This is a genomic window from Shewanella sp. 5S214 (assembly GCF_041439795.1).
GTDB lineage: Bacteria > Pseudomonadota > Gammaproteobacteria > Enterobacterales > Shewanellaceae > Shewanella > Shewanella vesiculosa.
Window position 1 is genome coordinate 49,557 of record NZ_JBGOOV010000013.1, and the last position, 20,981, is coordinate 70,537.

Sequence of the window (20,981 nt, forward strand, 5' to 3'; positions counted from 1 at the left end):
GCTTAACTTGTATAGTAGAGCCTTGTTCAGGATAGAAATTTGTGAGAATGAAGCCAAAGGTCATTTCGATTCACTTGGCTGAGCGCTCATCTGGCAATATGGTTAATTCATCAAACGGCACTTAAATAGTGCCGTTTTTGTTTGCTTGATAGGGTTTGTATTCAGACTTTATAACGATAAACTAGCGACAGTTTTCATTGTTCAAGTGATATACCGATGTTTTGGCTTAAAAAAATCTTATCGCAATTAGTCATGCCTATTCCGCTTAGCATTATGCTATTAGTTATAGCCGCCGTGTTATGGCGCACAAAAAGAACACGCTTGCTGCAATTTGGGCGTATTGCCTTGGTGGCTGCGATAGCGCTACTGGTATTAACCAGCCAAGCGCAAGTAAGCTATTATTTAGCGGATTCGTTAGAGTCACAGTATCAAGTTAACCATCAGCCAATAACAGGGGCTTGTGTTGTGATGGTATTGGGATCGGGTAACCGTGAGCAGCAAGGCCATACTGCAGTGCAGCAATTATCATCTACAGCACTGGCTCGATTAACTGAAGGCGTGCGTCAGTTTAGCCTTGGCCAACACTGCACCTTAGTGGTCAGTGGTTGGAGCGGCGGTAATCAGCCAACTGCTCATGCCACTATTATGGCTCAAGCGGCCCAAGAATTAGGCATCCCCAAAAAGAGTATTACGGTCTTCAATCAACCTAAAGACACCATTGAAGAAGCCAATGCACTTAAGCAATTTTTGGGCACTCAGCCTTTTAGATTGGTGACGTCGGCGACACATATGCCAAGGTCTATGCGCATATTTAACGCTTTAGGGATGCAACCCCAAGCGGCGCCAACTGACTTTATTGCTAATAGTAGCGATTGGTGGCGTTTAACTGCGGATAATTTGTTAGATTCACAGCGAGCCATTCATGAGTATGTCGGTATATTATGGTTGTGGGTTAAAGATCTATTAGTGAATAATCACTAGCGTTGTTTACTAAATAGTTGGGTAGCAGTATTTTGAATAATTTATCAATCAATTCCAAGGACACTATTGTGAGTGATGAGCACATGTTAATTAGTCCTTATGCTAAGCGAAATGGCATCACGCTTACAGTTGTTGGCGCGTTAAGTTTAGTGACTAGCTTGATTATTTTTATTGGGTTTAAAGGCTTTTTTGTGCCCGGTATGTTGTGTTTTGCCTTAGGCTCAGTCGCACTGGTGTTAGGTGTCGCTAAAGTGTATCAGCCAGCGGTCAGCTTCAAACTAATGCCTACAGGAGTGGTATTTTTTCATCGTCGTGGTCAGGTATTTATTGAATGGCATAATATTCAGCGGCTTGATAGCGTGCGGGTAAATCAAAATATGGAGATGATTGAACTGCCTTATATTGGCGTCAAACTTAAAAAGATTAATCCCATATTAGATTGTATTTCACCGCGTTTGGCTACCGGATTACTAACCGAACAGCGGCCACTTTTGATGACCGCTGCCACTCAAGATGAGGATTTACAAAGTTTAGAAGGTTACTTAGGTGCAGAATTTACCCCGCTAGTGGTTAACGGTGAACGTTATCGTGGTGTTCTGGCGATGTTCGGTCATCGTTGCCAAACCTTGAATGAGCAGCTTGGTTACCATGTGTACCTATCCATTGACAGTTTAGATCGAGAGCCCAAAGAGTTTGTCGCTTTGTTGCGTCAATGGCAGCGACAAGCACTAATCAATAGTGATGAATAAGCCATTATTAAAGGATGTGGTGATCTTCTAGGAGGTAACATGGCACAGCTTGAGCTATTACAAGGAGGGTGTTTATGTGGCGCCATCCGTTATCAAGTTAATGGTTTGCCATTTGATGTCGATCACTGCCACTGCTGTCAATGTCGAAAAAGTGCCGGTGCGGTGATGATGAGCTGGATGGATTTTTGTTATGAACAAGTTGAATGGCTACAAGGGCAAGTCACAGAGTTTGCTTCATCAAAGGATATTCGTCGGGTTTTTTGTCAACACTGTGGTTGCTCACTGACTTACCGACATCTGGATTATCCGTAGTACATAACATTATCGATTGCATCGCTTGATCTACCACAAAAAGTGCAGCCAACTTACCATATACACACTGATGAGCAGGTTAGCTGGTTAAATATCGATGACAATTGTCCGCGTTATAAGGCAGGAAAAACGCTGACAAAAAGCTCAAATTAGCTTTTTGATGAAATCAGAGTCAATGGTTCTACGTGGCGATAACCTAAAAACTGGCCACCGTCTAAAATTTCGATGTTTTCACAATACGCATCCCCTTCAAAAATACCTTGCTCATGCAGGGTCATTTTTTTACAGTGTGCCTTACCTGTTAGTTGGCCTGCAATCATTAAGTTTCGGCACAAAATATCACCATCAACTGTGCCATTGGGTTCAATCGTCACATTGCCTTGTGCTTTAATATCGCCGTTGATATGCCCTGCAATGAGTACATCACCGCTGAAAATAAGTTTGCCGGTTAAGTGACATTCTGGGGCGATAAAACTCAGCGGATTTGCAGCTTGTTTTTGACCAAACATCTCAGTGCTCTTATGGCTATATTTTGGCTGATAATATAGCGTTAAAGGCAAATAAATAACACCAAAATCGCTCGCTATATTGCTAACTGATTAACATACCGTATTTGATAAATTAGCTCGGTTTGCCAATCTGTATGGCATTAGAAGGGCAGGGAGATACACAAGCACCACAACCCGTACAGGCATCAGTATCTATCAAGGGTTTAGGCACTTGTCCTACTGCCATGATAAAGCTAATTGCGCGTGGATCGCAGGCATCTTTACAACTCTGGCACCAAACACCTTCATAGGTTAAGCAGCTGTCTTTTATGCTGGCGCGAATTGACCAGGGTAAGGACTGGGCGAGATCGAACACCGGCTCTGGGCACACATCAACGCAAAGATGGCAAAAAGTACATTCACCAAGATTAAAATCTATTTCAGGAAACCCACCTTCACCGCGTTTAATTATTTGGGTTTCGCAGGCGGTAATACACTTGTCACAGCGGGTGCAATTGTCAGTAAATTCTTGATCTGTTTTGCTCCATGGCGGGCGGGTGACATTGGATTTTCTGCGACTAAATAGATTACGCCGACTTTGATTAATACTTTGGCTCATGGCTATCCTAATTGGACGTAAACGCATTAGCTGGCGCTAGGGGTTGTCGCTCTATCAGGCTGAAAATTGCTTCGAGCTAAAACCTGTGCTAACAAGGGCGTTTAATCGCAAGTTTTGGGCGGATTGTGGCTTGTTTCTACTGGGTTATCGCTAATTCATGTTAAGTCGCTACATGAATTAGCTCCGCCTAGTATAACATCACCACACAGCCGCAAAATTTACTTTGAAGGATTAACACACCCTGATATTAGCATTCGCTGCAGCTAAAAATTGTTAAGCGCTAGGCATTTTATAACCATCAGGGTTATGTGATTGCCATTTCCAACTGCTATTGGCCATATCTTCAACGGTATGAGTCGCACGCCAGTTAAGTTCTGTTGCTGCAAAACTCGGATCGGCATAACAAGCGGCAATGTCACCAGGACGGCGTGGACTGATTTGATAAGCAATGGTTTTACCACAAGCTGTTTCAAATGCTTTGACCATGTCTAACACACTGTAACCGATACCCGTGCCGAGATTATAAGTCACCAATCCAGGTTTTGTTTGCAGCTTTTTAAGCGCTTGTAAGTGACCCACAGCTAAATCAACAACGTGAATATAATCGCGAACACCTGTGCCATCTGGTGTGTCGTAATCATCGCCAAACACGCTTAATTTTTCGCGTTTACCGACAGCAACTTGGGCAATAAACGGCATCAAGTTATTCGGAATGTCGTTAGGATCTTCACCAATTAAGCCACTTTCGTGAGCTCCAACAGGATTGAAGTAACGTAGTCGAGCAATATTCCAGCTGTTATCTGAGTTGTACAAGTCGGCTAAAATATATTCAACCATCAATTTTGACTGACCATATGGATTGGTCGCGCCCGTTGGGAAATCTTCTTTAATGGGCAGACTCGCTGGATCGCCATAAACCGTGGCGGATGAACTAAAGACTAAGTTTTTAACGTTATTTTCGGCCATAACTTGGCATAAAATAATCGTGCCAGTCACGTTGTTTTCATAATACTTTAATGGTTCGGCGACTGACTCACCGACGGCTTTTAAGCCTGCAAAATGAATAACAGACTCAATGCTATGGTCTACAAATACTTTTTGTAGCAAAGCCTTATTTAAAATATCGCCTTGATAAAAAGTGACATCCTTACCAGTAATAGTATGAACACGGGCTAGGGCTTCAACACTTGAATTTGATAAATTATCAACAATGATCACTTCCTGTCCGGCATTTAATAGCTCAACGACTGTGTGGGTACCAATATAGCCGGCGCCACCGGTTACTAAAATTGCCATAAATAAATCATCCTATGAATTAATGAATCATGTGTGAATGATATTGTAAATTATCCCAGCTCTATCGTCAGTTAAATTATCGATGGCGCGCTAAATTAACTTGGGTTAAGTCTTGCTGTAATGTGTTCATTTATGGTGATAAAACCTGAGCCTACTCATGGGGCTTACAGCTCGTTTGTATTTATTTGTTTACGATTAAAGCAACATAACCGCATGAAATAAACTGTGAGGGAGTTAACAAAACGTCAACGTTAGCACACTATGTAGGGAGTGAAGTTGACGTAAAGTGGAACTTATGAGTACAGCAACAAAGTATATTGCCCATCAACCTGATGCCCAGGGTTACATTGATTATTCTGAGCATGAGAATCAATTATGGCAACAATTGTATCAGCGCCAAGTGACGAATATGCCGGGGAAAGCTTGTAATGCTTATCTGCAAGGACTCGATGCCTTAGGCATGTCGAGTGACCGTATTCCGCAGTTACCCGAAATCGATAAAGTGTTATTAGATGCTACGGGTTGGAAAACCGCAGCGGTACCAGCATTAATTTCATTTGGGCGTTTTTTTGAGTTACTGGCCAATAAAGAGTTTCCAGTAGCGACGTTTATACGTAGCAAAGAAGAGTTTGATTACCTGCAAGAGCCTGATATATTTCATGAAATATTTGGTCATTGTCCATTGTTGACTAATCCATCATTTGCACATTTTTCGCATATGTATGGCCAGTTAGGACTTGCGGCATCCAAAGAAGAGCGAGTGTTTCTTGCGCGGCTATATTGGTTCACTATTGAATTTGGTTTGGTACAAGCGAAAAATGAGCCATTAGCCATTTACGGTGGTGGTATTTTGAGCTCTCCTGGTGAAACGCTTTATTCGTTAAGTGATGAGCCAGAACGCAAACCTTTTGACTTACTTGATGTACTGCGTACTCCTTATCGTATCGATATTATGCAGCCTATCTATTACGTGATTAACCATATTGATTATTTAGATGAAATTGCCCGTATGGACATTATGAGTATGGTAACCAAGGCCCGCCAATTAGGCATGTTTGAGCCTAAGTTCGCCCCTAAAACCAAAGCAATTTAATCGATTTACTGCTACTGAATAGAGGGTTGTTTTCTCATCAGTATGCAAGTTAGACATTATTATAATTAAGCCTAGGAGTAAAAATGAACGCATTAACCGAGATGAAGTGTGAAGCATGCCAAGCCGATGCCCCGAAAGTGAGTGATGCTGAGTTGGCTGAACTTGTCGGTATGATCCCCGATTGGGGCGTTGAAGTTCGTGACGGTATTATGCAGCTTGAGCGGGTTTATAAATTTAAAAACTTTAAGCTGGCCATGGTGTTTACCAATAAGTTAGCTGATTTAGCCGAATCTGAAGGTCATCATCCTGGAATATTAACCGAATGGGGCAAGGTCACGGTCACTTGGTGGTCACACTCAATTAAAGGTTTACACAAAAACGATTTTATCATGGCTGCCAAGACAGACCAGTTGTTAGACGCGTAATTATCGTCATCGATTTCAGCACATTACGTTAACGTAATGTGCTGAAATAATCGCTCTGTTACAATTCTACTGTAAACTTCACTTGCCACCGAAGCAATATCCCTCTAACGTTATGCCAAATTTCCGCAATAAAACTTCAATAAATAGGGAATCGTTACATTATGCGTTTGGAAGTCAGCTGTATTGATCGCGTGGGTTTAGCGAAAGACATCCTCGTCGTGCTCGAAAAACATGGAATTAACTTAATCGCAATTGATGCCAGTAATAAGGGGTTCTTATTCCTGCAATTTGCTGAGATCAGTTTTGAAACATTACGAGAGTTAATGCCGCAAATTCGTAAGGTTGAAAGTGTACATGACGTCCGTACCGTGTCTTTTATGCCGTCAGAACAAGAGCATTATGCCCTTAAAACCTTACTTAAAACCTTACCCGACTCAGTGTTTTCAACTGACGCTAAAGGGCGAGTGCGCATCGCTAATGAATCGGCCTTATTGACGCTAGGTATGGCTGAACATGAAGTGGTAGGGGAGTCACTTAACCATTGGGTTCAGGGGTTTAACTTTGCCCGTTGGATGAGTGAAATACCTGTATTGGCTCAAGCTACTCGAGTGCAAATTAACTCGAACGAGTATTTGGCCGAAATGCTACCCATTTATTTACCTGACGATGATGACAAAACCATTTTAGCGGGTGCCGTTATTTCGCTCAAATCACCTGCTAGAGTCGGTAAACAATTTAACGCGCTGCAAAATCAAACCACAGGTTTTGATAATGTATTAGCGGTTAGCGATAAAATGAAAGACATACTCAAGCAAGCTAAGCGCATGGCACAGCTCGATGCGCCTTTGTTAATAACCGGTGAAACGGGGACGGGTAAAGAGCTCATGGCGCGTGCTAGTCATGATGCCAGTATGCGCCGCGAGCATCCGTTTATTGCGATTAATTGTGCTGCACTGCCAGACAGCGTCGCAGAAGAAGAATTATTTGGTTTTGTCAACAATGGCACCGTTGTAAAACGCGGGTTATTTGAAGAAGCCAAAGGCGGGACAGTTTTTCTGGATGAAATTGCCGAAATGTCCAAAGCGGCGCAAGTTAAATTACTGCGTTTACTACAAGATGGTACTTTTAGACGCATTGGTGGTGATGAAGAAGTTCGCGCAGATGTGCGTATTATTTGCTCAACCCAAAAACATTTAGCTGAGCTCTGCCAAGCGGGTGAGTTTAGAGAAGATTTATATTACCGTATTCATGTATTAAGTTACCACATGCCATCCCTGCGTGAGCGCCGAGTCGATGTGCTGCCATTAACCGAAATGTTCTTAGAACATTATAGTCAGCAGTTATCGAGTCCATTAAGACGGATCTCGGCAACTTGCCGCGACTATCTGTTTACTTATGCGTGGCCAGGTAATGTGCGTCAATTGAAAAATGCCATTTTTAGGGCGGTATCCATGTGGGATGGTTCGACAGAGCTGACCGTTGAACAACTCAAATTACCATCCTATGCCGAAGGTTTTGGTTACTTCGACGAAGAGTTTGAAGGCACCTTGGATGAAGCCATGAAAGAATACGAGGCGGGTTTATTGCGTCGATTGTATCCTGCGTACCCAAGTACACGACAGTTGGCTAAGAAACTTGGGGTGTCACATACCGCAATTGCTAATAAATTACGCGATTATAATATTAGTAAGAAAAAGTGATGTAACGATTTAATGCCAGTATTTTGCTGGCATTTTAGTCACATAAACGCTGTAAATCAGTATTTGCGGTGCGTTTATATTAATGTAACGAATAATTTACAAATAGCCGTGAGCACCAACAAAATGTGATTGAGCTCACGCTATAGGTTTTTCTGCCGTGATCGGTTATTTGTATCGTCAAATTGAGCGTGTAGTGTGGATAATCCGCTGCGCTCACCCAGTATTTAGGAGCAATAATGAAACTTGCAAGTTATCACAACGGACGTCGCGACGGCCAGTTGATGTTAGTCAGTAAAGATTTGAGCAAAACCGTCGCCGTACCTGCTATTGCACATACTATGCAGCAATTATTAGATGCTTGGGATCTGCTTTACCCACAATTGAATGAGTTATATGAAGCGTTAAACGCTGGGCATATGGATAATGCGGCAGATTTTGATGAAAGTCGTTGCTTATCACCTTTACCACGAGCTTATCAATGGGCCGATGGCAGTGCTTATGTCAATCACGTTGAATTGGTCCGCAAAGCGCGTGGCGCTGAAATGCCGGCATCTTTTTGGACCGACCCTCTGGTGTATCAAGGTGGCTCAGACAGTTTTATTGCGCCTAAAGCCGATATCGAAATGGCCAGTGAAGAATTTGGTATTGATTTTGAATCTGAAATTGCCATTATCACTGATGATGTCGCCATGGGTGTTAGCAGCGAAGATGCCGCTAAGCACATCAAATTATTGATGTTGGTTAACGATGTCTCACTGCGTAATTTAATCCCTGGCGAGTTAGGTAAAGGCTTTGGCTTTTTCCAATCTAAACCATCAAGTGCGTTTTCACCTATTGCGATTACCCCTGATGAATTAGGTGATAAGTGGCAAGACAGCAAGGTGCATTTACCCCTAGTAACACATTTAAATGGTGAGTTATTTGGGCGTCCTAATGCGGGCGTGGACATGACTTTTAACTTTAGTCAGTTAGTATCACATGTGGCTAAAACTCGCCCATTGGGCAGCGGTGCGATTATTGGTTCTGGCACTATTTCAAACTATGACCGCAGTGCTGGCTCAAGCTGTTTGGCTGAAAAGCGCATGCTTGAAATTATTGCCGACGGTAAAGCATCAACACCTTTTATGCACTTTGGCGATACGGTACGTATCGAAATGTTTGATGAAAACGGTGTGAGTATTTTTGGTTCTATCGATCAAAAAGTGGTTGAGTACAAAGCCTAAGATTATTAGGGTAATGTAAACTGACATAATTAAGGCAATAGCGTTCAGTCGTTATTGCCTTTTTGTTAGGCAAAATAAAATAAAAATAAGGAAATTGACATGAAGCTCTATGGTTATTGGCGCTCAAGTGCGGCTTATCGGGTTCGTATAGCATTAAACTTAAAGCAGTTATCCGCAGAACATATTTCGGTGCATTTAGTTAATAATGGCGGTGAGCAACACAGTGCCAGTTTTCATCAATTAAATCCACAGCATTTAGTGCCAGCCTTTGTTGATAGCGGCGAGCAGGGTGAGCTGACATTGTCGCAATCACTGGCCATTATTGAGTATCTTGAAGATAAGTATCCAGATCATCATCTACTGCCAAGCAATATTGAAGATCGTGCCATTGTACGTAGTATGGCTCAGGCCATTGCGTGTGAAATTCACCCTTTAGACAATTTGCGAGTATTACAATATTTAGTCAACGAAATGGGCGTGTCTGAAGCCGATAAAATGCGTTGGTATCATCATTGGATCCATGTTGGTTTTACTGCACTGGAAGTGCAACTAGGCCAATATTCTGGACGCTTCTGTTTTGGGGATACGCCTTCGCTGGCTGATATTTGCTTGATCCCCCAAGTGTATAATGCCAAACGCTTTAACTTAGAGCTGGCCGCATACCCCAATATTGTCAGGATTTGGCATGAGTGCCAGCAATTAAGTGCATTTGCTGACGCTGCACCAGAGCAGCAGCATGACGCCAGCTAATGAAACCTGTGTGAGTAATGAGTTGCAACGACTAGGGGCTGATGCGTTACAGGCGCAGTTATCGACATGGTTGCAACAAGATGCTCAGCGTCTAAATGCCTTGCAAGTATGCTGTGAAGTGTTAAATCATTTCAATATTGGTGATTGGTACATTGCTGCCGGCTTTGTACGTAATTTGGTATGGGATAAATTACATCATATTAGGTCACAAGCATTAAATGATATCGACGTGATTTACTGGTGTGATAGTGATGTATCTGTAGAGCGTGATCGCGAGATTGAAGCCAAACTAAGGCAGCAAGCCGATTTGCCATGGTCAGTGAAAAATCAAGCCAGAATGCATCTCAGAAATAACGATCCTGCTTATTTATCATGTCTTGACGCCATGTCTTATTGGCCTGAAAAACAAACGGCAGTCGGGGTTAAGTTAGTCAATCCCAGTCCTGCTGTCGCAGTTAATATTAATCAAAAAGTGCCTTTTACAGGCCCTAATTCTGCAACAACAGTATTGGCCCATGACTATGAGATTAAGGTGGACGCTGTTTTTGGATTAGCCTGTCTTTTTTCTCTGAGTTTACATGCTAATCCTAAACGCGACATCAGTGTGTTTAAATCTAGAGTCATTCAAAAGAAATGGCTACTCCAGTATCCTAAATTAATCATGATTACTGAGCCATTTCTAAGCTCTAAATAATGCTCTTTGTGACCTCTCATATTTTCTCAATATGCGCTTAACAGTCTGATTTACTCAGTTTGATATGTGATCTAAATCAAGCTAACTCAATTAAGTTGTTATCTCTAAAGGGGTATTATGCTTTTGTTGATCTATGTCAATGTTACTCATAGATTACTTATGTAGGTTGTTGGCAAATGTTGAGGATGCACTCAACTGCATCTAGTTGTCATTGCCAAGGAGTGTTAAAAATGAATAAGAAAATTACCCTAAGTTTAGTTGCCGTGTCTTTATTATCTGCCGGCCTGTCATTTAGTGCTGCGGCCCATCAAGCTGGAGATATTATTGTCCGTGCCGGTGTGGCGATGGTTGCTCCAAATGAGTCAAGCCCAGTAGTGGCAAATGTTGCTGAATTTAGTGTCGATAATGATGTTCAGCTAGGGCTAAACTTTGGTTATATGTTAACTGATAATGTCGGTATTGAATTACTTGCGGCATCGCCTTTTAGCCACGATGTTTCACTGGGCGCATTAGGTAAAATTGCAGACTCAAAGCAGTTACCGCCAACACTAGTAGCACAATACTACTTTGGTGATTCACAGTCAGCTTTACGTCCATATGTGGGTTTAGGCGTTAACTTTACTAATTTCTATGACAATGAATTTACTCAAGATGCGAAAGATCTTGGCTTAGAAAATTTAAGCTTATCGAATTCTTGGGGACTTGCGGCTCAAGTTGGTCTTGATTATCAAATTGACAAAAAATGGTTAGTTAACGCGTCAGTTTGGTATGCACAAATTTCTACTGATGTGAGCTTTGACATGGGTGCCGATCATGTTGTGGTTGATACCGATATTGACCCTTGGGTTTACATGGTTAGCGTGGGTTATACGTTTTAAGTCGTTCACGTTACTTAGAATACCTCTGCGATAATGGCAGTGATAACGAAACAGGAACCTAAGGGTTCCTGTTTTTGTTGGTGTTGTTTATTAAGATTTTTTACGCGGTTTCCAATGGCGGGTGTTGTAAATATATTCAGGTAATAAGCGATTAATCCACGCCACAACACGCCAGCGTTTAGTGACATACACTCGGCGTTTACCTTTTTTAAGGGCGGTTAATATTTGTTTGGCGACCTTGTCTATCGGCGACAATAAAAAGCGCGTATTGAGAAACATCGCTTTATCATATAAGCCAAGCTGGATATCACTAATCGTAATAGGTAATTTTAATCGTTGTGCATGCATGCACAAACCTTGCAGATAATTAGCGGCAAACGCTTTAGAGGCATGATAAGCCACATTTGGACCACCACGTTGGCCCGCTATTGAGTTAATCGCCGCCAGTTGTCCATAACCTTGTTGACACATCAACTTAAACACACAGTTACTGATGGCGGCAAATCCTCTGACATTGATATCAACAATATCTTGTTCAATCGGCCAAGGAAGTGCCGCGTCATAATGATTCACACCCGTATTGACGATCACTAGATGAGCACCATTGTGCTGCTCCCATGCAGAAGTGAGTTGCTTAATTAAGGTTTCAGGCTCAAAAATACTTAACGGGTAAACGCTCACTTCTCCTGGTAAGGTTCGACAAAAATCGGTTAATACATCAGGATCTGGCACAAAAAGCACTAGGGATACATTTTGTTCCGATAACTGTCGTGCAAGCGCTTGGCTTAATTGCGAAGTCGCCCCAATAATCATTGCCGTTGCGGTAGGCGTGGTTGTTAACATAGTCAGCATCATCGTAATGTGGTGTCTTATAATAGGAATATCGGCTATTGATAACAAGCGAGAAAATATTTCAACTAAAGACGTGTAGACTTCTAGACATCCTTGTGTATGATGAAAGCGACTAACAATGAGTGGTCAGTTAGATGACAATAATGGGCTGTCAAAGCCTATTCATCGCCTTAGCGCTAAGTAAGACATTATTTTCAATGGTAATGTGCTGACAGTCCTGAGAATATCTAGGCGTTATTTTAGGCGAATATTTATGGTGATTTTGTGATCTTAAGCGGTGACTCACCTAAGGCTAAATACGCTTATCACCTCGGCATGCTCTATCTGTGGCAGTGATAGTGCGATATGGTCGATATGACAAATTCATCATTATGGCTAAATACACAAGATAATTTATTTTATTCACACAAAAGGTAATCAGTATGCCGGTTAGAATTCCAGATAACCTGCCAGCAGCAGGTATTTTAGAGTCAGAAAATATCTTTGTGATGTCTGAAACCCGTGCTGCTAATCAGGACATTCGTCCAATGCGGGTATTAATCTTGAATTTAATGCCCAATAAAATTGAAACTGAAACCCAGCTATTGCGCTTATTGGGTAATACGCCATTGCAAGTCGGGGTTGATTTATTACGCATCCATGATAAAGAGTCAAAGCACACGTCTGTGGATCACATGAATACTTTTTATCGTGATTTTGAAGAGATCAAGCACAACAATTACGATGGCTTGATTATTACTGGCGCGCCTTTAGGCCAAATTGACTTTAAAGATGTGGTCTATTGGGACCATATTCGCGAGATCATTGATTGGTCTCAGCAACATGTGACATCAGTATTATTTCTGTGCTGGGCTGCTCATGCGGGTTTCTATCATCTTTACAATTTAGAACGTAAGTTATTGGCCACTAAACGTTCGGGGGTGTTTAATCATCGTCGCACCAGCGATCCACATCCATTATTGCGAGGTTTTGATGATGAATTTTTTGCGCCACATTCTCGCTTCGCCGAAATGGATATTGAACAAGTTCGCCAACATCCTGATTTAGACGTGTTGGCAGAGTCTGATGACGCTGGAGCCTATATTGTTCTTAGTCGCGATAATCGTAATGTGTTTGTTATGGGTCATCCTGAGTATCAAAAAGATACCTTGAATGACGAGTATGTGCGCGATAAAGGCCTAGATCTTAATCCTGATATTCCACAAAATTATTATCGTCAAGACGATCCAAACCAAGATCCTATCGTGCGTTGGCATAGTCACGGCAGTTTATTGATCAGCAATTGGCTTAATTATTATGTCTATCAGTTAACGCCTTATGATCTGTCCGACATGAACGCCAAAACGCCATGGGAAAGTAAAAAATAATCACTTATTATTCAATTTTATAGGCGTTTATTTTGTTGCGTTGAGGTGACTTTTATTAAGGCTATTACGCGATAACGTGAAATAACCTTTTTTGTTTATCTGCTCTCCAGAATGTCACCATTCTGATGTATTGCTATCAGCCGCTAAAACGCGATTAATCATTAAAATTTGCCGTCAATTATCAGCATTCATAGCACAATTGTTCATGCTGGGGCCACTTCATAGACTAAAGTGTAATCCAATTTTTCACAGTAAGACCTCCTGATAATTACTAATTTATAAACAGTTAGTTAGCTACCATTTTTAGTGTTTTTTTATCCAGTGTAAATCTTCGATGACAACCCTATGAGATTAACATCACCCTTTAGACCATTTTTTACTTGCTTTACGTTAGCGTCAACGTCAAAGTGGTGTGATATTATTTTCAATAATTTTTAAAGCGCAGTGAATTGGAGTGGTTATGAGTACAGAGCAAACAGGTCAAGATATCGTTATTGTTGCCGCGAAGCGTACACCAATGGGTGGGTTTCAAGGTGCATTGTCTGAGGTCGCGTCGCCAGTGTTAGCGGCCACGGCGATTAAAGGCCTTTTAGCCCAAACGGGGATCAGTGCCGATAGCGTAGATGAAGTGCTAATGGGCTGTGTGTTGCCTGCTGGACTTGGCCAAGCACCAGCTCGTCAAGCCACATTAGGTGCCGGTTTACCTCTAAGTGTTGGTGCCACAACAGTGAATAAAGTCTGTGGTTCAGGTATGAAAACCGTCATGTTAGCTCACGACTTAATTAAAGCCGGCAGCAGCCAAGTGGTTGTGGCTGGCGGCATGGAAAACATGAGCAGAGCGCCATATTTACTCGACAAAGCTCGAAGCGGAATGCGTATGGGGCACGGTAAAGTAATGGACCATATGTTTTTAGATGGCCTTGAAGATGCCTATACTGGCGGCGCTATGGGCACGTTTGCACAAAAAACGGCCGATGATTTTGGCTTAACCCGTGAACAAATGGATGCTTTCGCATTGTCATCACTGGAAAAAGCCAATGCAGCGATTCAGTCGGGAGCGTTTAAAGATGAAGTGGTATCTGTCACTGTAAGTGCTCGCGGTGGTGATATCAGTGTTGATATCGATGAACAGCCTGGAAACGCTCGTCCTGAAAAAATCCCCAGCTTACGTCCTGCTTTTACTAAAGACGGCACCATTACTGCGGCTAACTCAAGTTCAATATCAGATGGCGCTGCGGCACTGATGCTAATGACCCGTGAGAAAGCCACTCAGTTAGGTCTAACCGTTATGGCGACCATTAAAGGCCATACGACTCACTCGCAAGAACCATCAATGTTTACTACAGCTCCCGTTGGCGCGATGCAAAAACTGTTCGAAAAAGTGCAGTGGAGTAAAGATGACGTTGATTTATATGAAATTAACGAAGCATTTGCCATGGTAACCATGCTTGCCGTGTCTGAACTTGGTTTAGATAACAGCAAAGTCAATGTTAACGGCGGTGCTTGTGCATTAGGTCATCCAATTGGTTGTTCTGGCGCACGTTTATTAGTGACATTGATTTATGCCTTAAAAGCCCGTGGTCTTAAGCGCGGCGTGGCATCACTATGTATTGGTGGTGGTGAAGCCACCGCGATGGCGATAGAAGTGGAATAAAGCCACACTCGCTAAGTTCAATAAGACCACTGCGCAGGTATATGTACATCCAGCCACTCAATGAGTGAGACTGACAAACATAATAAACGGCATTACCTGTGCAATAACTCAATACGAGTGATGTTACTCACTCATAGATGTTCAAGGATCGAGGAAAACCACATGACTACACAAGTTAAGCATTATATTGATGGCGAATTCACCTTTGGTAGCGGCGATCGCAATATTGATGTGACTAACCCTGCTAACAACAGCGTTATCGCAAAAATAAACTGCGCGACTACCGCCGAAGTCGAGCTGGCTATTCACAGTGCTAAGGAAGCGTTTAAAACCTGGAAAGAAGTTCCCGTGTCTGAACGTGCTCGGGTTATGTTGCGTTACCAACATTTGCTCAAAGAACATCACGACGAATTAGCGACAATTTTAGCGCAAGAAACCGGTAAAACCTTTGAAGATGCTAAAGGTGATGTATGGCGCGGGATTGAAGTTGCTGAACATGCTTGTGGTGTTGCGTCGTTAATGATGGGTGAAACGGTAGAAAACGTTGCTCGTAATATCGATACGTATAGCTACACGCAACCATTAGGTGTGTGTGCCGGTATTACTCCGTTTAACTTCCCAGCAATGATCCCGTTATGGATGTTCCCATTATCAATTGCTTGCGGTAATACCTTTATTTTAAAACCGTCTGAACAAGATCCCATGACGCCACAACGTTTAGTGGAGTTATTTGTTGAAGCGGGCGCACCAAAAGGCGTGTTACAACTTATCCATGGTGACAAAATCGCGGTTGATATTTTACTACGAGACCCAGCAATTAAAGCGATTTCGTTTGTGGGGTCTGTGGGTGTGGGCCAATACATTTATAAAACCGGCACTGATAACCTCAAACGGGTACAAGCGTTTGCAGGGGCAAAAAACCATTGTGTGATCATGCCTGATGCGAACAAGCAACAAGTGATCAATAACATGGTCGGTGCCTCGGTTGGCGCTGCAGGTCAGCGTTGTATGGCCATTTCAGTCGCCATTTTTGTCGGTAAAGCCAAAGAGTGGATCCCTGAATTAAAAGAAGCGTTAGCTAAGGTTCGTCCTGGTTTATGGGATGATAAAGATGCTGCTTACGGCCCTGTTATCAGCCCTGCGGCAAAAGAGCGTGTCCTAAAACTGATTGCTCAAGGCAAAGCAGAAGGTGCTGATTGCTTACTCGATGGAACCGATTTCACTGTTGCCGGTTATGAGTCTGGTAACTGGGTTGGCCCAACCATGTTCACCAATGTCACCACCGACATGAGCATTTACAAAGAAGAGATTTTTGGTCCAGTACTGTGTTGTATGGAAGCGGATAACTTAGACGATGCTATCGAACTGGTTAACAACAGCCCTTATGGTAACGGTACCTCAATCTTTACCGCATCAGGCGGCGCAGCGCGTAAATATCAACATGAAATTGAAGTAGGCCAAGTGGGGATTAACGTTCCTATTCCTGTGCCACTACCTTTCTTCTCGTTTACAGGTTGGAAAGGCAGTTTCTATGGCGATCAACACGCATATGGTAAGCAAGCTGTACGTTTTTGTACTGAAACCAAAACCATTACCACACGCTGGTTTGATGCAGAAGCGGTTAGCGGTCCTAACATGAGTATTGACCTCAAATAAGCTCATTGGCCGCGTTATGATAAAACCTATCGCGGTTATTTTTATCTGCTAATACAACAAGACCATTTTGACTCGCACCATCGGATGGTGATGTCGTAAGCCCAAACATCACCATTTAATGACTAAGTAGCTCAAGCTGCAGGTGGGCAAAATATCAAATGACCCGAGAGTCATCCAAGATAATATAAGGACTCCAGTATGGATTTTAATTTAAATGAAGATCAGCGTCAGTTTGCTGATTTAGCCCGTCAATTCGCAGCAGAAGAGCTGGCGCCATTTGCCGCCAAATGGGACGAAGAACATCATTTTCCTAAAGACGTGATTCAAAAAGCCGGTGAGCTGGGTTTTTGTTCACTTTACTCGCCAGAATCAGAAGGAGGTATGGGCCTGTCTCGGTTAGATTCTTCAATTATTTTTGAAGAATTAGCCCATGGCTGTACAACAACCACAGCAATGCTAACCATCCATAATATGGCCACTTGGATGGTCACTACCTGGGGCACTGAAACCTTACGCCAACAGTGGTCAGAAGGCTTAACCACAGGGCAGTTATTGGCGTCATATTGCTTAACTGAGCCAGGAGCTGGCAGCGACGCTGCTTCATTGCAAACTAAAGCCGTGCGTGATGGTGACGATTACGTGATCACAGGTTCGAAAGTCTTTATTTCTGGAGCGGGTGAAACTGAGCTTTTAGTGGTGATGTGCCGTACCGGTGAAGCTGGCCCTAAAGGGGTTTCTGCCATTGCAGTACCAGCCGATGCTGCTGGCGTTACTTACGGAAAAGCGGAAGATAAAATGGGCTGGAACGCCCAACCGACGAGAATGATCAGCTTCGAAAATGTGCGCGTTCCAGCGGTTAACTTACTTGGCGAAGAAGGCCAAGGTTTTACCTTTGCCATGAAAGGTTTAGATGGCGGACGAATTAATATCGCCACCTGTTCAATTGGCACTGCACAAGCGGCCTTAACGCGCGCGACCGAATATATGAATGAGCGTAAACAGTTTGGTAAGCCATTAGCGGCTTTTCAAGCACTACAATTCAAACTAGCGGATATGGCAACAGAGTTAGTTGCTGCACGTCAAATGGTGCGTTTAGCGGCATTTAAACTCGACACTCAAGACCCTGAGGCCAGCGCATATTGTGCCATGGCAAAACGCTTTGCCACCGATGTGGGCTTTCAAGTGTGCGACAGTGCGCTGCAAATTCATGGTGGTTACGGATACATTCGTGAATATCCATTAGAGCGTCATTTCCGCGATGTACGTGTGCACCAAATTTTAGAGGGCACTAACGAGATCATGCGGTTAATTATTGCTCGTCGTTTGTTAGCCAGCGATGCACATCCTATCCTGTAACGGGTGGCTCACTGCTGACTGATCCACAACTGAATGATCCATAAATGATTACTAACATAAGGACATAAGGTTATGACTGCTCAAACCAATATACTGGAACACATAATTGGTCACACGGCTATTTTGACGTTGAACAACCCGCCAGCCAATACCTGGACAGCTGACAGTTTACAAACGTTGAAACAGATCGTGCTTTCATTAAATCAACGCAAGGATGTTTACGCGCTTGTTATCACTGGCCAAGGTGATAGGTTTTTTTCTGCCGGTGCCGATTTAAATTTATTTGCCGACGGTGATAAAGAAAATGCCGCTAACATGGCCAAACACTTTGGCGAAGCCTTTGAAACTCTAAGTGCGTTTCGCGGTGTATCAATCGCGGCCATTAATGGCTATGCCATGGGTGGCGGCTTAGAAGTCGCATTAGCGTGTGACTTACGTATTGCTGAAACCCAAGTGAAAATGGCGCTACCAGAAGCCACTGTGGGTTTATTACCTTGTGCCGGTGGCACCCAAAACTTAACCGCACTAGTGGGCGAGGGCTGGGCTAAACGGATGATTTTATGCGGTGAACGGATTGATGCAGCCACAGCTGAAAAAATTGGTTTGATTGAAGAAGTGGTTGAACAAGGCCAAGCCCTCGACGCTGCAGTCGCATTAGCCGCTAAAGTGGCTAAACAGTCTCCTGGCAGTGTCAGTGCATGTAAAACGCTGATAAATGCTGGGCGTACAATGCCAAGAGTTGAGGCATTACCGCTTGAACGTGAATTGTTTGTTGACCTGTTTGGCAGTGAAGATCAAGCTGAAGGTGTGAACGCCTTTTTACAAAAACGCGCCGCAAATTGGAAGAACAGCTAATGACTCAAGAGGTAATATTTCAAACGTTAGGCACACTATCAGGCCAATCTATTGGCGTTGTGACCCTGAATATCGAAAAAGCGCTTAATGCATTAACGCTCAACATGGTTGCAGCGATGCAAAACCAGCTTACGCGCTGGAAAAACGATGACAGTATTGCTTGCGTGGTTATCAAAGGCGCTGGCGACAAGGCTTTTTGCGCTGGCGGTGATGTTCGTGCGATTTACCATGCATCCATCGCTAATCCCAATAACATCACCGATGAAGCCTGTGAATTTTTTACCCAAGAATACCAATTGGATTACTTACTGCATCAATTTGGTAAGCCTGTACTAGTATGGGGCGACGGCATTGTCATGGGCGGCGGATTAGGACTCATGGCTGGTGGTAGTCATCGCATTGTGACTGAGCGCAGTCGTATTGCGATGCCAGAAGTCACCATTGGTTTATATCCCGATGTCGGTGGCAGTTACTTTTTAAATCGTATGCCAGGAAAAACAGGCTTATTTCTAGGCTTAACGGCTTACAACATGAACGCCTCAGACGCCTTGTACGTTAACTTGGGTAACTATTACTTAACCAGCGATGAAAAACAGCCGCTGTTTGATGCTATGGCCGAAGTAATGTGGAGCCAAGATAACGATACAAATCATCAGCTATTGAGCAACTTGCTTTCTGGTATGACACAGCCGCATCTAGCGTCGCTTACAACCAGTCATTTACAACAATTTCAAAGTCAAATCGATTTACTAATGGCAGGTGACATTCTGGATGTTCATCACCAATTATCGACGCTAAATACTGAGCTTGATTGGCTTAAACGCGCGCAGAAAACAGCATTAGCGGGGAGTCCGATCAGCTGGCATCTGATCTTTTCTCAAGCGGCATTAGGTTCAGCGCTGAGCTTAGCCGAATGCTTCAAGTGGGAACTGGGTGTTAGCGTTAATTGTTGCTCTATGGGGGATTTTTGTGAAGGTGTAAGGGCATTACTGATTGATAAGGATCGCAACCCTCAATGGCTGTTTACCGATGTTGAAGCGGTTGAACCGAGTAAAATAGCCCAACTTGTCACATCTCCTTGGGCCGCAGATAAGCACCCATTAGCAGACTTTTTATAAAAGGATAATCAACATGGCAACAGTAGCATTTATTGGTTTAGGCAATATGGGTGGCCCAATGGCGGCCAACTTAGTTAAGGCGGGTATGACAGTCACAGTGTTTGACTTAAACCCGGCCGCAGTCACAGCGTTAACTGATCAAGGTGCATTAAGCGCTAAAACTGCCTGTGGCGCAGCAGCCGCTGCCGATTTTGTGATAACCATGCTTCCCGCTGGCAAACATGTACGCAGCTTATATTTAGGTGACGATGACAATAAAGGCCTGCTTGATGTTGTGTCAAAGCATGCACTATTAATTGATTGTTCTACCATAGATGCAGATAGTGCCCGTCTAGTGGGAGCTAAAGCTTGCGAAAAAGGCATAGAGTTTATGGATGCACCCGTTTCTGGCGGCACAGCAGGCGCAGCCGCCGGCAGCTTAACCTTTATTTGTGGTGGTAGTGACTCAGCTTATCAACAAGCGCAAACCGTACTGACTGTTATGGGCGGCAATATTTTTCATGCTGGCGCTGTGGGTGCTGGGCAAATTGCCAAGATATGTAACAACATGCTGTTATCTGTGTTGATGGTCGGTACTAGCGAGTCATTGCAATTAGGTTTGGATAATGGTTTAGATCCTAAAGTGCTATCTGATATCATGAAAGTCAGCAGTGGCGGTAACTGGACTCTCGAAAAGTATAATCCATGCCCAGATGTGATGGAAAATGTACCGTCGTCGAAAGATTATCAAGGCGGCTTTATGGTCGATTTGATGGTAAAAGATTTAGGCTTGTCGCAAGAAGCGGCCGTCGCGTCTAACTCAAGCACACCGATGGGATCTTTGGCTCGCAGTTTATATGTTAATCATGCTCGTCAAGGCAATGGCCGTCGCGATTTTTCAAGTATTTTTGAACAGTTTTCAAAGAAAAAATAAAG

At 43.2% G+C, this 20,981-nt stretch carries 20 protein-coding genes and 1 pseudogene; 17 read left to right on the forward strand and 4 right to left on the reverse strand.

What is annotated here, in order from left to right; genetic code table 11:
- Nucleotides 1-216 precede the first annotated feature (216 nt).
- From ACED29_RS10620 to ACED29_RS10630, 3 genes and pseudogenes are all read left to right on the forward strand, one after another.
- Entirely contained in the window at nt 217-981 is a 765-nt protein-coding gene (locus tag ACED29_RS10620) for a YdcF family protein (protein WP_371697640.1), read from the forward strand.
- Nucleotides 982-1,046: 65 nt separating this feature from the next.
- Nucleotides 1,047-1,730 carry a DUF2982 domain-containing protein gene (locus ACED29_RS10625; RefSeq protein ID WP_371697672.1) on the forward strand — a complete coding sequence of 228 codons (684 nt, stop codon included), beginning with the start codon at nt 1,047-1,049 and terminating at the stop codon, nt 1,728-1,730.
- 39 nt (nt 1,731-1,769) lie between these two features.
- Nucleotides 1,770-2,195 (forward strand): annotated as a pseudogene (locus ACED29_RS10630) (GFA family protein).
- Here ACED29_RS10630 and ACED29_RS10635 read toward each other — a convergent pair.
- The 3 genes from ACED29_RS10635 to galE form a co-directional block, all read right to left on the reverse strand.
- Nucleotides 2,192-2,551 carry a polymer-forming cytoskeletal protein gene (locus ACED29_RS10635; protein ID WP_124016228.1) on the reverse strand — a complete coding sequence of 120 codons (360 nt, stop codon included), beginning with the start codon at nt 2,549-2,551 and terminating at the stop codon, nt 2,192-2,194. The pseudogene ACED29_RS10630 and the gene ACED29_RS10635 overlap by 4 nt on opposite strands.
- A gap of 112 nt (nt 2,552-2,663) precedes the next feature.
- Complete coding sequence (gene napF, locus ACED29_RS10640; RefSeq protein WP_273058769.1) at nt 2,664-3,149, reverse strand: ferredoxin-type protein NapF; 486 nt, start codon at nt 3,147-3,149, stop codon at nt 2,664-2,666.
- A gap of 273 nt (nt 3,150-3,422) precedes the next feature.
- Nucleotides 3,423-4,445, reverse strand: coding sequence for a UDP-glucose 4-epimerase GalE (gene galE / locus ACED29_RS10645; protein WP_182698863.1), 1,023 nt, complete (start codon nt 4,443-4,445; stop codon nt 3,423-3,425).
- Nucleotides 4,446-4,740: 295 nt separating this feature from the next.
- On the opposite strand from galE, the gene phhA reads away from it, so the two are divergent.
- The 7 genes from phhA (at nt 4,741) to ompW (ending at nt 11,208) form a co-directional block, all read left to right on the forward strand.
- Nucleotides 4,741-5,538: a phenylalanine 4-monooxygenase gene (gene phhA, locus ACED29_RS10650; protein WP_124016225.1), complete on the forward strand. Its 798-nt coding sequence runs from the start codon at nt 4,741-4,743 to the stop codon at nt 5,536-5,538.
- A gap of 83 nt (nt 5,539-5,621) precedes the next feature.
- On the forward strand, nt 5,622-5,963 hold the full coding sequence (locus ACED29_RS10655) for a 4a-hydroxytetrahydrobiopterin dehydratase (RefSeq protein ID WP_124016224.1): 342 nt from the start codon (nt 5,622-5,624) through the stop codon (nt 5,961-5,963).
- Nucleotides 5,964-6,124: 161 nt separating this feature from the next.
- Nucleotides 6,125-7,663, forward strand: coding sequence for a transcriptional regulator TyrR (gene tyrR / locus ACED29_RS10660; protein WP_124016223.1), 1,539 nt, complete (start codon nt 6,125-6,127; stop codon nt 7,661-7,663).
- A 236-nt stretch (nt 7,664-7,899) separates the two neighbouring features.
- Nucleotides 7,900-8,886 (forward strand): fumarylacetoacetate hydrolase family protein, encoded by a 987-nt coding sequence (locus ACED29_RS10665; protein ID WP_124016222.1) that lies wholly within the window; start codon nt 7,900-7,902, stop codon nt 8,884-8,886.
- A 99-nt stretch (nt 8,887-8,985) separates the two neighbouring features.
- Nucleotides 8,986-9,636, forward strand: a complete 651-nt coding sequence (gene maiA, locus ACED29_RS10670) for a maleylacetoacetate isomerase (protein WP_124016221.1) — start codon at nt 8,986-8,988, stop codon at nt 9,634-9,636.
- Nucleotides 9,623-10,330 (forward strand): nucleotidyltransferase family protein, encoded by a 708-nt coding sequence (locus tag ACED29_RS10675; protein WP_371697641.1) that lies wholly within the window; start codon nt 9,623-9,625, stop codon nt 10,328-10,330. Before maiA ends, ACED29_RS10675 begins: the two co-directional genes overlap by 14 nt.
- Nucleotides 10,331-10,560: 230 nt before the next feature.
- On the forward strand, nt 10,561-11,208 hold the full coding sequence (gene ompW / locus ACED29_RS10680) for an outer membrane protein OmpW (protein WP_124016219.1): 648 nt from the start codon (nt 10,561-10,563) through the stop codon (nt 11,206-11,208).
- A gap of 90 nt (nt 11,209-11,298) precedes the next feature.
- Here the strand turns inward: ompW and ACED29_RS10685 are convergent, their stop codons facing one another.
- Nucleotides 11,299-12,051: an SDR family NAD(P)-dependent oxidoreductase gene (locus ACED29_RS10685; RefSeq protein WP_371697642.1), complete on the reverse strand. Its 753-nt coding sequence runs from the start codon at nt 12,049-12,051 to the stop codon at nt 11,299-11,301.
- A gap of 431 nt (nt 12,052-12,482) precedes the next feature.
- Here ACED29_RS10685 and metA point away from each other — a divergent pair, with 431 nt between their 5' ends.
- The 7 genes from metA to mmsB all read left to right on the forward strand — a co-directional run bounded on the left by metA (nt 12,483) and on the right by mmsB (nt 20,979).
- Nucleotides 12,483-13,427 carry a homoserine O-succinyltransferase gene (gene metA, locus ACED29_RS10690; RefSeq protein WP_182698857.1) on the forward strand — a complete coding sequence of 315 codons (945 nt, stop codon included), beginning with the start codon at nt 12,483-12,485 and terminating at the stop codon, nt 13,425-13,427.
- Nucleotides 13,428-13,887: 460 nt separating this feature from the next.
- Complete coding sequence (locus ACED29_RS10695) at nt 13,888-15,081, forward strand: acetyl-CoA C-acyltransferase (protein WP_124016216.1); 1,194 nt, start codon at nt 13,888-13,890, stop codon at nt 15,079-15,081.
- Nucleotides 15,082-15,243: 162 nt separating this feature from the next.
- Entirely contained in the window at nt 15,244-16,737 is a 1,494-nt protein-coding gene (locus tag ACED29_RS10700; RefSeq protein WP_371697643.1) for a CoA-acylating methylmalonate-semialdehyde dehydrogenase, read from the forward strand.
- A gap of 198 nt (nt 16,738-16,935) precedes the next feature.
- Nucleotides 16,936-18,093, forward strand: coding sequence for an acyl-CoA dehydrogenase family protein (locus ACED29_RS10705; protein ID WP_182698854.1), 1,158 nt, complete (start codon nt 16,936-16,938; stop codon nt 18,091-18,093).
- 72 nt (nt 18,094-18,165) lie between these two features.
- Nucleotides 18,166-18,948: an enoyl-CoA hydratase gene (locus ACED29_RS10710; protein WP_182721890.1), complete on the forward strand. Its 783-nt coding sequence runs from the start codon at nt 18,166-18,168 to the stop codon at nt 18,946-18,948.
- Entirely contained in the window at nt 18,948-20,066 is a 1,119-nt protein-coding gene (locus ACED29_RS10715; RefSeq protein WP_371697644.1) for an enoyl-CoA hydratase/isomerase family protein, read from the forward strand. The genes ACED29_RS10710 and ACED29_RS10715 overlap by 1 nt, the downstream gene beginning before the upstream one ends.
- Nucleotides 20,067-20,079: 13 nt before the next feature.
- Entirely contained in the window at nt 20,080-20,979 is a 900-nt protein-coding gene (gene mmsB / locus ACED29_RS10720; RefSeq protein ID WP_124016211.1) for a 3-hydroxyisobutyrate dehydrogenase, read from the forward strand.
- Nucleotides 20,980-20,981: the final 2 nt, after the last annotated feature.

Bases quoted from the DNA above. Each gene is read 5' to 3' on its own strand.
- ACED29_RS10705 (WP_182698854.1), top strand. From the start codon at position 16,936: ATGGATTTTAATTTAAATGAAGATCAGCGTCAGTTTGCTGATTTAGCC.
- ACED29_RS10655 (WP_124016224.1), top strand. From the start codon at position 5,622: ATGAACGCATTAACCGAGATGAAGTGTGAAGCATGCCAAGCCGATGCC.
- galE (WP_182698863.1), bottom strand. From the start codon at position 4,445: ATGGCAATTTTAGTAACCGGTGGCGCCGGCTATATTGGTACCCACACA.
- metA (WP_182698857.1), top strand. From the start codon at position 12,483: ATGCCGGTTAGAATTCCAGATAACCTGCCAGCAGCAGGTATTTTAGAG.
- ACED29_RS10620 (WP_371697640.1), top strand. From the start codon at position 217: ATGTTTTGGCTTAAAAAAATCTTATCGCAATTAGTCATGCCTATTCCG.
- napF (WP_273058769.1), bottom strand. From the start codon at position 3,149: ATGAGCCAAAGTATTAATCAAAGTCGGCGTAATCTATTTAGTCGCAGA.
- ompW (WP_124016219.1), top strand. From the start codon at position 10,561: ATGAATAAGAAAATTACCCTAAGTTTAGTTGCCGTGTCTTTATTATCT.
- maiA (WP_124016221.1), top strand. From the start codon at position 8,986: ATGAAGCTCTATGGTTATTGGCGCTCAAGTGCGGCTTATCGGGTTCGT.
- tyrR (WP_124016223.1), top strand. From the start codon at position 6,125: ATGCGTTTGGAAGTCAGCTGTATTGATCGCGTGGGTTTAGCGAAAGAC.
- ACED29_RS10635 (WP_124016228.1), bottom strand. From the start codon at position 2,551: ATGTTTGGTCAAAAACAAGCTGCAAATCCGCTGAGTTTTATCGCCCCA.
- phhA (WP_124016225.1), top strand. From the start codon at position 4,741: ATGAGTACAGCAACAAAGTATATTGCCCATCAACCTGATGCCCAGGGT.
- mmsB (WP_124016211.1), top strand. From the start codon at position 20,080: ATGGCAACAGTAGCATTTATTGGTTTAGGCAATATGGGTGGCCCAATG.
- ACED29_RS10715 (WP_371697644.1), top strand. From the start codon at position 18,948: ATGACTCAAGAGGTAATATTTCAAACGTTAGGCACACTATCAGGCCAA.
- ACED29_RS10665 (WP_124016222.1), top strand. From the start codon at position 7,900: ATGAAACTTGCAAGTTATCACAACGGACGTCGCGACGGCCAGTTGATG.
- ACED29_RS10685 (WP_371697642.1), bottom strand. From the start codon at position 12,051: ATGTTAACAACCACGCCTACCGCAACGGCAATGATTATTGGGGCGACT.
- ACED29_RS10695 (WP_124016216.1), top strand. From the start codon at position 13,888: ATGAGTACAGAGCAAACAGGTCAAGATATCGTTATTGTTGCCGCGAAG.
- ACED29_RS10700 (WP_371697643.1), top strand. From the start codon at position 15,244: ATGACTACACAAGTTAAGCATTATATTGATGGCGAATTCACCTTTGGT.
- ACED29_RS10710 (WP_182721890.1), top strand. From the start codon at position 18,166: ATGACTGCTCAAACCAATATACTGGAACACATAATTGGTCACACGGCT.
- ACED29_RS10675 (WP_371697641.1), top strand. From the start codon at position 9,623: ATGACGCCAGCTAATGAAACCTGTGTGAGTAATGAGTTGCAACGACTA.